Annotated in this window: 10 protein-coding genes; 5 read left to right on the forward strand and 5 right to left on the reverse strand. The window is 38.0% G+C overall.

The genetic code is table 11. The features are described from left to right. The 5 genes from M901_RS04080 to M901_RS04100 form a co-directional block, all read right to left on the reverse strand. On the reverse strand, window positions 1–335 hold a 335-nt coding region (locus M901_RS04080), incomplete at its 3' end, for a TetR/AcrR family transcriptional regulator (RefSeq protein ID WP_034720215.1). Next, window positions 328–3,528, reverse strand: a complete 3,201-nt coding sequence (locus M901_RS04085) for an efflux RND transporter permease subunit (protein ID WP_021276919.1) — start codon at window positions 3,526–3,528, stop codon at window positions 328–330. The genes M901_RS04085 and M901_RS04080, both read right to left, overlap by 8 nt. A gap of 12 nt (window positions 3,529–3,540) precedes the next feature. Further along, window positions 3,541–4,236: a hypothetical protein gene (locus M901_RS04090; RefSeq protein WP_021276922.1), complete on the reverse strand. Its 696-nt coding sequence runs from the start codon at window positions 4,234–4,236 to the stop codon at window positions 3,541–3,543. A gap of 128 nt (window positions 4,237–4,364) precedes the next feature. Further along, a complete protein-coding gene (locus tag M901_RS04095; RefSeq protein ID WP_021276921.1) occupies window positions 4,365–4,985 on the reverse strand; it encodes a TolC family protein in 621 nt (206 codons plus the stop codon). 179 nt (window positions 4,986–5,164) lie between these two features. Then, window positions 5,165–6,508, reverse strand: coding sequence for a sensor histidine kinase (locus M901_RS04100; protein ID WP_021276925.1), 1,344 nt, complete (start codon window positions 6,506–6,508; stop codon window positions 5,165–5,167). 309 nt (window positions 6,509–6,817) lie between these two features. Between M901_RS04100 and M901_RS04105 the strand changes: the two genes are divergently transcribed. The 5 genes from M901_RS04105 (at window position 6,818) to M901_RS04125 (ending at window position 11,088) form a co-directional block, all read left to right on the forward strand. Next, a complete protein-coding gene (locus tag M901_RS04105; protein WP_157679819.1) occupies window positions 6,818–7,351 on the forward strand; it encodes a YkgJ family cysteine cluster protein in 534 nt (177 codons plus the stop codon). Window positions 7,352–7,363: 12 nt separating this feature from the next. Next, complete coding sequence (locus tag M901_RS04110; RefSeq protein ID WP_021276918.1) at window positions 7,364–8,017, forward strand: class I SAM-dependent methyltransferase; 654 nt, start codon at window positions 7,364–7,366, stop codon at window positions 8,015–8,017. Window positions 8,018–8,030: 13 nt separating this feature from the next. Next, window positions 8,031–8,360 (forward strand): arsenate reductase family protein, encoded by a 330-nt coding sequence (locus tag M901_RS04115; RefSeq protein WP_021276923.1) that lies wholly within the window; start codon window positions 8,031–8,033, stop codon window positions 8,358–8,360. Next, window positions 8,357–9,088 (forward strand): tRNA-uridine aminocarboxypropyltransferase, encoded by a 732-nt coding sequence (locus tag M901_RS04120; RefSeq protein WP_021276927.1) that lies wholly within the window; start codon window positions 8,357–8,359, stop codon window positions 9,086–9,088. Before M901_RS04115 ends, M901_RS04120 begins: the two co-directional genes overlap by 4 nt. 131 nt (window positions 9,089–9,219) lie before the next feature. Further along, on the forward strand, window positions 9,220–11,088 hold the full coding sequence (locus M901_RS04125) for a hypothetical protein (RefSeq protein ID WP_021276926.1): 1,869 nt from the start codon (window positions 9,220–9,222) through the stop codon (window positions 11,086–11,088). The last annotated feature ends 25 nt before the right edge of the window (window positions 11,089–11,113 follow it).

Below are 11,113 nucleotides of genomic sequence, written 5' to 3' on the forward strand. Positions count from 1 at the left end.
ACAGGCAGAGTATTGGCAACAAAGAGTTTGAAGCCATTTGAAAAGGCCTCATTTTCAGATCTAAGGAGCTGAAATAAGTTCCAATAGAAGTCCTTTAAATCTGTTGATTTATCAATTGTAGCCTCGATTTTCTCTTCGAGGGCCAACATCGAAACATGCATAACTTCTTTGTATAAATTAAGTTTGTTTTTGAAATGGTAATTAATGGAAGCCAGGTTTACCCCGGCTTCTTTAGATATATCTCTGATAGACGTATTGTCGTATCCATTTGAAGCAAATAGCTTACCAGCAACTGAAAGAATTTTTTCTTTCGTATCTTTGGTACTATTACTCATTTCCCACCTCGTTAAGGACTAATGACTCTTCACTGTGCTTTCCTGCATCCGAATCGCCTTTAGATAATTTTGACTTGATTCTATCCACTAGAGTAAATAAATCTTCCAAGATTGCATAGGCACATGGAATAAAAATCAGTGTTAAAATTGTCCCTGAAGTCAGACCCCATGCCATACCCATTGTCATTGGAACTAGCATGGCATCTGTCCCACCAATTCCATAGGCCGTTGGAATAAGACCTGAAATTGTTGTAAGAGATGTTACAAGTACTGCTCTAAGTCTCATTCCAGATGCTTTAACAAGAATCTGATGAAGATCAAGTTCACCTTTTTCTCTTAGTTCATCAATAAAACTAATCAGAACGATACCTGAGTTAACAATAATCCCCGCAAGACCAATAATACCGATCAGAGCTAGGAAAGAGATCGCTCTTGCTCTATCTGGATACCCTGATAGGACAGGTGTTGCAAAAGCAATTGAGAGACCCAGTAGCCCTAGAGGGATTGTCATCATGATGATAACTGGTCTAAGGAATGACCTAAATAAGAATACTAGAATGGCGAAGATTCCAATTGAGGCAAGGATCCCAGCGCTTGCTAAAGACTCCATTGATTCATTTGTACTTTCAGCAACACCACCAAACTTAAGAGAAACACCAGGGTACTTACTCTTAACCTTATCGTAGATCTTTGCTAGGTGAGCATTGGCAATAGCAGATGTAATTTTATTTTCATCAACGTTACCCAGAAGAGTTTTAGACTTCTTAAAGTCATATCTCTTAATATTTGGTGTCCCATTCTCAACTCTAATCTTAGCAACATTAGCAATTGGAACAAGGTTACCACTATTATCAGCAACTTTAATCTTTAGTAGATCTTCAACTTGGCTTCTTTGATCTTTAGAGTAACGAACCTCGAGATCAACATCTTTATTATCAAGAGTGACTGTACTTGCAAGGTTTCCTGCAACAGCAGCACGGATATTTTGACCAATGTGGTTAACATCAAGTCCTAATTGATCAGCCTTGGCATAATCGATATCGAGATATACTTCTTGATCTCCATAAACATCATCAATCTTTAAATCCATGATACCGTCAACATTTTTAAGCTCGGCCATGATCTCATTAATGATATTTGTTAGATCTTCAGAACTGTTAGATCTAAACGTTCCTTCAATAGCATCACCAACTGGTGGACCATTGATTTGAGCCTCAAATGTGAGTTGCTTAATCGAAGGTACTTTTATCGTTCTAAGCTTTTCTAAGACGACTGTGTGAGCAAGATTATATTTTGCATAATCACTTACATAGATGAAAACAATACCAACATTATTTCCATCTTCTGCTTTAGGGTCAGTTAATTGAACTTTCGATCTTCCTGAAAAACCAACAAGGTGTTTCGCATCTTTATCCAGTGTTTCTTTAATCGCTTGACTTAGCTCTTTTAGAGACTCTCTTGTTTTTTCAACAGGAGTTCCTCTTTCTGTTTGAAATCTTGCAATGTAGATTTCAGTCTGATCAGCAGGGAAGAGTACAAACTTATTACCAAAAGCCATTAGTGCTATTGAACCAATAATAATCCCTGAAAAGATAACCATAACGAAGTATCGTCTTCTGACTGCGAAATCCATGAAGTTTTCAAACTTATTTTCAAACTTATGGAACCAATCCTTATTATCTTTGGAATTTTCACTTTCTGCTTTTGCAAGATCTTTTGTCTTTCCACCGTAGTTCACAAGTCTCATCGGTAGGAAGAAGAATGACTCAAGTAAAGATAGGAGTAGGGATATCGTTACAATAACAGGAATCCATTTAATGAATTCTCCCATAATCCCTTTTGTGACCAGCATTGGTAGGAAGGCCGCGATTGTTGTCATCGCTGTTCCTGTAATTGGAAGCCATAGGTTCTTAACACTTGTTACCGCAGCATCTAGTGGTTTGTAACCTTCACCAAGAAGTCTTGTGTAGTTTTCTGAGATAACAACAGAGTTATCAACGAGCATCCCTAGGGCAATAACAAGTGCGAGGATTGTGATCGCATTTAATGTCATCCCGAAGGCCGGCATGAGGCCAATTGTCCCCATGACGGCCAGAGGAAGAGACATACTTGCCAGAAGACCAATACGGCCTGGCAAGAATATGAAAAGGAAAATTATAACGAGTGCTAGACCAGAAATCGCATTTGATGAAAGGACTTCTAGTTTATTTTTAACTTTAATTTGTTCGTCATTATAGACGTGGAATTCATAACCAGGGTGAGTCTTTTTGAAAGCTTCTACCTTTTTGATGATCTTATCAACCATTTCAATAGTATCAGCACCAGCTTTCTTAGCAATTGTCATAAGAGTAGCTTGCTCACCATTATATGTAGTGTGAACTTTGATTTCTTCTTTACCATCAACGACAGTGGCAACATCTTTAAGATAAATTGTTTCACCACCAAAGCGAGATCTGATAAGGACATTTCCAAGATCTTCGATATCCTCAACTTTACCTTCGATACGAACAAGTTTTTGGTTATCTTTAGATTTAATATTTCCACCTGGAATATTAACGTTACGAGATCTTAGTTTTGAGAGGATTTCTTGAATCCCAATATGTTTCTCTCTTAAAAGTTCTTTATCAAGAATAATTTCAAATCTTCTTTTGGCAAAACCATCGAGAGTTACACCTTTTACAGATTTTAAATCTTCAATATCTTCTTTAAGAGTATCAGCTAAAATGTCTCGAGCTCTATTCTCGTTACTACCTGTTACGGCAATTTGATAAACTGGAAACTCTTCAGACTTTATTTCTTGAAAGTAAGGAGGGTCTTTAATATCAACTGGAAGATCATTAACTCTATCAACGGCCTTTTGAAGATCACTCATAACTTTATCAACGTCATCAACATTATCCATGTCTACTCTGATAACGATTGTACTAAGACCGGCTTGAGAAGTTGACCTAACGTCTTTAACGCCTGATACAGTTCTAATTTCATCTTCAATAGGCTTTGTTACCTTGATCTCGACATCTTCAGAAGATGCTCCATCATAGACTGTCGTTACGTAAGCCGTTGCAAAACTAACTGACGGATAACTTTCGGCCGTCATCTTTTGTAGCCCCATAACCCCATAGATTGCCATGAAGAAAGAGAGAACGATCGTGAATTTGTGGTTTGTTATAAAAAACTTTGCTATTTTACCCATGGTGCCCACCCATTACTTATTAATTTCACAAGGTGTTTGTGTGAAAACTGAAAAGTAATTAATTAAAATTTCGATTACTCTATATTTCGTATTAATAGTGTCTAAATTGTTTTGAAGAAAACGATCTTCGTCTTGAATAAGATCTCTTGCTGCTAGTCTTGCTTGTTTGAACTTCTTATTTGAGTCTTTTAGTGTTGTTGATAAGAAACCAGCATTTCTATTTTGAGCAGCAATAACATTATTAAGGATACGTACCGACTTCATCGTTTGAATATGATAAGCGGCCATCTTTCCTTCAATCTCTTGGTATTTAGAGATATTTTGCTTTTGTAAGATTTCATCTTGAATATCTTCAGTTTGCTTCTTTGGTTGACCTAGTGGAATTGATAGCTGTAGCGCTACTGAGTAGGCCTTTCTACCATCGTCTGTTAGTTCTTCAAATGAATCGCTATGACTAAAGTCTTTACCAATATACTTAACATCTGAAACAAGTTTTAAATCGGCCATTGAGTATGACGAGTTAACTTTCTTAGAAGCACTAAGGTCCTCTTTTAATAGAGCAAGGACTTCATCATAAAGAGTGAAATCTTTTGGAGTTTGTGTCTTAGAAGCTATTGTCAGAGTACAGCTAAGGACATCATTTACTGTTTTATCAAGGTCGTACTTAGTGAGTGAGACATTATTATCTGTAATTTTGTCCGGAAACATTTCTCTTAGAGCTTGAATAAGTTGTGATCGTTCAAATTCTAGTAAGTAAATTTGTCCATTTCTCGATTCGACTTGTGATCTTGCTCTTGCAAGCTCGCCACGATCGGCAATATTATTCTTTAGTCTCTTTAGAGTATCGGCTTCAAGTCTTTCGCTGTCTTTAGAAGACCTTTTGCAATTTCAAGAGATTCATTATTCGCAACTAGCTTCCAATAGAGTTTTCTCACTTCTTGGACATAAGCATGAGTTGTAATCTCTTTTTCTTTTTCAGCAATTTCTGATTTAAGTGTAAGACTCTTTTCTTGAGTTCTTGTAATGCGCCCCATGATGTCTTTATAAAGATCAACACTGATTTCTGCACCAACTGCTGTCGTCGTTCCCTTTGTGAAGAAACTATTCGTCACTTGGTTTGAATAAGTTGAAACACTAGCAGCAACCCCGTACTTTGTAGGACGAGTAATTTTAAGCTCAGCATTCTTTACTGGAGTTGTCGGTGCTGCAAAAGTTGAAAACGATGTTTCATCTGTTTTCGAGTAGCTTGCACTAACATCTGCTGTGTAAGAGAACTTGTCATTAAAGGCCGCGAGTTCAGCTTTCTTAGCAAGGCTATCAAGAGAGATTCTTTTTGAATTAAAAGATTCTCCTTTAGCCCATTCAACTAGCTGTGCTTCGTTTAGTTCTACGGCATGTGAAGACATTGCCGTCATTGTTAATAAAGAGAGTAGAGTGATTGTTTTTCTTTTATCCATTTTATAAACCTATGTTTTAAACAACTGTTTAATTTAAACACTTGTTTAAAATAGTATAGATACTGATCTAAATCAATGAAAAAAAGGTGAACTCAAGAATACTTTTCTAAGTATTTGTAATTAAATAAAATGCTGCATGGCGGTTCGTGTAGAAATGAACTAGTTTGAAAAAATAAGGGTTAAATTGCCAACTTTAATGTGAAACAGCTGTATTGAGCATGGCGTTTGAATCTCAATTTGTGGCCAAAACTGTCGGCCTGAGAGTTGGCGAGACTAATAATTATCCCGAACTCAGGATCGCTCTCATTTGGGATATAAAAGGGGTCGAGGAACTGATAAACAACCTCTTCACTAAGGCTGGTATCTGAGCTTGAGATTTCAATTTGTATAAAATCACTTCCTTGAAAAGATTTAATACTAATCCAAGGATCTGGTGTTTTGGAAATCAGCTTATAAGAATTTGTAATGAGACTAATTATAATTTGAGTTGCGGCCTTGTCGCCTTTGGGAACGCGAGAAAAGGGATTGGTAATATCTACTTCGAGTCGAATTTGATTAATTTTCAGTTTCTCAATCATGAGGGCCGTCGCGTTCTCAATAACGTCTTTGAGAAGGGCCTCATCTGAATGTTCAGAATTTGGATCATCGGCAATAGAGACGGTTTTTAAAGAATCTATAAGTTGAGTAATCCTTCTAATATTTTCAAAGCTCTTTCTGATGGCCTTATCAATAGAGGGATCATGAACCTTATCTTTGAGTTTTCTTCTTAGAATATAGAGATTTCCATTAATCACTGTTAGTGGATTATTGATCTCATGAGCAAAGCCAGAAGCTAGCTCACCAATTGAGGCCATTCTCGTAGACTCAAGGGCCTTATTCTTTGCGATGGTGGCAAGCTCTTTTGAAGAGTTGAGATCAATCAAGAGCTTTTCGGAAGAAAGTTGGTATTGAATAGCGCGATTAATCGTATTGTAGATATACTTTGTGCATTGAAAGCAGACAAAAATAAAGAGAGCAAAGAGTGTGATGAACTCATAGCGATAGATTAGATTAGAATTAAAAATGGCGTATCCAAAGGGAAGGAGATTGCAGAGTATATATCCCATTGAAGCTCTTTGTGAGGCCGAATTAGAAGCAAGAGATGCTGCCACATTCCCTGCAATCAAGGCCGTAAAAAGAACAAACTTTTCAGTTGATTGTCCATCAAGGTAAAAGACTGAAGCAATTCCCCAACCAAGTCCTCCATAGAGTGAAACAAAGAAGTAGAGATTCTTATAGGTCTTCGGCTTGGTTCGCGCCCTGTCTTTATTCTTTAAAAAGTATAGGGATGAGCCAAGTCTTAGAAGTAGGTAGCTAAAGTGGACTCCAAGCCACAGATAGTGATAGTAGAATTTCACATCTTTTAAAAAGATAAGCGCCACAGCAATCGCTGAAATAAAACTTCCAAGATATATGGATGCCTTAAGTCGAAAGAGGACTTCGAGTTTTTTAAACTCTAAGCTCGGGCTAGTATCTTTTTTCATATATGCATTATCGGTATGTTAAGTAGAATACTGGAGTAAAAAAATAGACTTTTTCGGCATAAATTTCCTTCTTCACATAAGTTCATGAAAAAACAGGTAAAATAAATATTGTGTAAAGCGTCAGGAGGTGCTTATAAATTTCCCTCAAAAGGCATATGAATCTTTTAAGAGACTTTCAGTCTGCCAGAGTTCAAGGAAACTTTCCTCCATCTCCAGAATATTTTAACAAAAATCACAAATCCTATAGAGCGAGCTAGAAAGTCGCATCGTTATGTTGATCGCTATACTAATGAAGTTTTGGCCAATCCTGTGGCAAAGAAATTCTTAACCTGCCACAAGGGCTGTACGGCCTGTTGTCATAGTCAGGTCTCTGTCAGTAGAGATGAGGCTGAATTGCTTGCTCATAAAGTTATTCATGAAGGTGTAGAGATTGATCTTCAAAAGCTTTATATCCAAGGAAATGTTGAAAATAATCCAAGAGCTTGGTTTGAGCTTCCATATAATATGAGAGGATGTGTCTTCTTAGCTGAGGATGGAGCGTGTCAAGTTTATGAAGACCGCCCAGCTGTGTGTCGTACAAATAATGCTCTCAGCTCTCCATCTCAATGTGACACTCGCGACGGGATTGAGAAACCAGTTCGACTTCTCAATACAGAAAAGGCCGATATGGTTGTTATTGCATCATATGAAGCCGCTGGAGAAGGTGGAGTTCTTCCAAATATGCTTTGGAAGGCCTTGGGAAGACTTTCTGAGCCACGAAATACAGTGACATCTAAAAAGGTTGTAAAGAAATCCTATCTAAAAAGGGTGAAAAAAGACCTTTCCAAAATTTTTGAAGTGTAATACACCTTATGAATGAATTGCACATTATGCCAAAGCTCAAACTCTATTATTTATAGTGAACTCTCTGATGCGAATTACTTTCAGTGTCAGGAGTGCTTATTTATCTTTCAAGACCCTGCAACCTATCTTGTGAATTCAGAAGAAAAAGCACGTTACGACACTCATCAGAATAACCCTGAAGACGAGGGCTATCGTAAGTTCTTATCTCGTGTAGTAGACCCTCTTCTTGAGAGAATTCAACCTGGAGACAAGGGACTTGATTTTGGTTGTGGTCCTGGTCCAACAATCTCAGTGATGTTAGAGGAAAGAGGTTTTGCAGTTGATAATTATGATCTTTACTTCTGTCCTGAGACGAAACTTATTGATGGGAGTTATGACTTTATTACTTCAACTGAAGTCTTTGAGCACTTCTATAAACCAGGACGCGAGATTGAAAGAATCTGGAAACTACTTAAGCCCGGTGGTGTTCTAGGAGTGATGACATTATTTTATCCTGAAACAGAAGAAGAATTTAGAAAGTGGTGGTATAAGAATGACCCGACTCACGTTTGCTTTTTTTCTCCTGAAGTGTTTAACTTTTTAGCGGAAAAATATGGGGCAGAAGTAGAAGTTCTTAGTGATCAAGTGGTTTTCTTAAAAAAGCCTTTAAATCAAAAATCATCTTAATAAAGGAAGAAATATGAAAGTTTATGGAATTAAAAACTGTGACACAGTAAAGAAAGCTCTTAAGTTTCTAAATGAAAATAATCTTGAGTATGAGTTTATCGACTTTAAGAAAACGGCGCCTACAAAGGCCGATATCTTAAGATGGAAGGAAGCTTTCGGAGATCTTCCAGTTAATAAAAGAGGAACGACTTTTAGAAAGATCAAAGAAGAGTATGAGTCGGCAACTGAAGCTGGAAAAGTAAAGCTTCTCATCGAAAACTCTTCAGCAATTAAAAGGCCTGTCCTTGAAGGAAAGTCAAACTTTCTTGGATTTAAAGCAGACGAGTGGTCAGAGCTTCTATGAAAAAAGACCTTGAGAGTCACATTGTCCCAAGAAAGAAGTGCTATACCTGTTATAGACCTGGGAAATTCTGCGTTTGTGAATATCTCAAACCTGTGACTCTCAATTCAAAAGTTGTCATTCTTATTCATCCTATGGAGGCCAAGAAAGAAAAACTTGGAACAGGGAGAATAACGAAGGCAAGCTTAACTAATAGTGAAATCATTATGGGAATTGATTTTACGAATGATAGTAGAGTGAATTCTCTTATCAATGACCCACAATATATCCCAATGGTTCTCTATCCCGGAGAAGATGCCCTCAATATTACAACAGCTCAAGAAAGTGAAGTGAGTCATTTAAAGGAAAGGACTCCTCTTATTTTTGTTATCGATGGAACTTGGCCTTGTGCTAAGAAGATGATGACTCTTTCTAAGAATATCAACACACTTCCTCGAATCTCATTTTCAACTGATCGAATTTCTCAGTTTCTCATAAAGCATCAACCCCATAAGCTGGCCCTTTCAACAATTGAGTCAGTCCATGTTCTTATTCAAGATCTTGCAAAAAAGGGGATTGAAGAGCTAAATGGTGACGAAGATGCCATGATCGAAACTTTCAAGGCCATGGTGAAGAAGCAAATTGAGATCGCAACAGACCCAAATACACCGAGTTATCGCGGTAAGAAGATGAGTAAAGAGCGCAAGCCTATGATTCGTGAAAAGAAGAATAGAAGCTTCATTTTAAAGTAATTGCCAATATTTAGACCCACCTTGAAACTTGATTAAGTCCTCAAAATTAAAGAGGAATGGATTAAAATACCCCATTTTTTATGACCTCTAAGCGTTCTAAAATAAAATAATAACTAATTAAGGAAAAGCTTATGAGAACACTACTATCAATTTGGCATAGATTTATCGTGGGACTAATTTGTTTCATGATGGTGAATATCAGCATTAGTGTTGATAACCAAATTATCGAAATGAATATGGGATCCGTGGCCTATGCTGCTGAATCAGGGAGTTCCGGAAACTCAGGGGTTGAGCAAGGTGAAACTGGATCAGTCAATATTGAAGAAGAAGATGGTGGGGGACTTGGTTTTCTAACTGGTGATACTGCTAGCTTCATTGTCTTTATGGCAGCGGCAATTATCATTGGAAGAATGCTTTATCGTTGTGACCCTAAATCGGTGGATGTTTACCTAGCGGCCGCTGGAGCTCTTATCTATATTGCTGGAGAGCTTATGGTTATGTTTGGGTCTAAGGCTGAAATTGATGAAAAGAAACTTGAATATAAGACTCACGGAGACGACGGACAAATAGATGATAGTCAGTATCAAGCTCTTGTGAAAGAGAAGCAGGTATTAGAAGAGGTCGCAAAAGCCGCGGATAAGAAATCTAAGTTTCAGATGGCCGCTGCAACAGCATTTTATGGAGCCTCTGCCGCTTCAATTGGTTTAGCTGCTCTTGAAGCTTCTGCTCTTACATCATGTTCTTCAGCGATTGCTGCTGCAACATCGGTCGTTCCAACATGTGGAACATGTATGGCACCAGTTTCTGTAAAAGAGTTAATTAAGAAGACTTTTGTTCCTTCTTTACCAAAGTATACAAAATCAAAGGCTGCTGATGTCAAACTCGAAGCTGCTGCGGCTGCATGTGTTGCCGCTGGGACTGCAGAATCCGTTCCTACTGCTGGAACGTCAGTTGCTCTTGCTGGAGCAGTTGCTTCAATGTGTACAACATATGTAACTGTTCACGGAATGACTGAAATGGCATGTGCCCCTGTTCCAAGTGTTGAGACAACAGGTTTCATGGCAATTTTTACTCCAGTCGTTGAAGGACTTGATAAAGTTGTCGATCTCTTTTGGGAAAATCCTACTCATAGAGGAATTGTTTGGTTTGGACTTGGTGGATACGGGCATATGGTATCAAATGCCACAGCTAAGGAAGCAGAAAAGGCTAGAGATAATATTAAAGAGATCGATAAAGTTCTTAGAAAGATGGATCTTTCAAGAGTAAAAACAACTCTTGCAACTTCAAATATCTCTAAGATTAATTTATCGGGCGCTCTTCAAAAGAACCTTTATAAGCCAGTAGAGCTCTCAGAGAATATGCCTTGTGCAACAGGGAAGGGGAAAGTTAACGCGACAACTGGTCAAGTCGACTGTCCACCAGCTCCTAAGTACACAACAAACTCAAACTCAAGAAAGACGATGACAGCGACTGGATATGAGGGACTTTCAAATCTTGCTTCAGAATTAGTTTCTGGTATTCAAGGGAAGAACTCAATCTCACCTGAGACACAGGCCAAGATTGATCAGCTTGCGAGTAATAATAACGCGATTAAAAAGAAGTTAAGAAATAATATTAAGAAGCTTAATCTTGCAAGAAAAGCCGCAGGTCAAAAGCCAATTGATGTAAATAAAATGGGAAAACAGATGTTCTCAAAAATGAGAGGAGCAGTTAAGAGATCTCTCATGAATAAAGGATTAACTCCAGATGGATTCTTAGCGTCGGCTAAGCTTGGAATCCCATCAGACTTAAATAGAGATAATAAAGAAGAGCTTGCTGGTAAGGAAGAGGAAATTAAGACTGAAGGTGGAGATGGTCTCGCAGCAGGTGCTAAAAAGAAAGATGGATTTAAGTTTGACTTCAACGTTGATGATGAAGTGGCCAAGAAGAAGGCAGAGTTTGCTAAGAATGAAGCGGCTGCACATCCAGTTCCTGACGCATCGGCGCCAGTTGTTCGCTGAGCTGGCTCAGGGCGGCATCAAACAG

This window comes from Bacteriovorax sp. DB6_IX, assembly GCF_000447775.1.
GTDB lineage: Bacteria > Bdellovibrionota > Bacteriovoracia > Bacteriovoracales > Bacteriovoracaceae > Halobacteriovorax_A.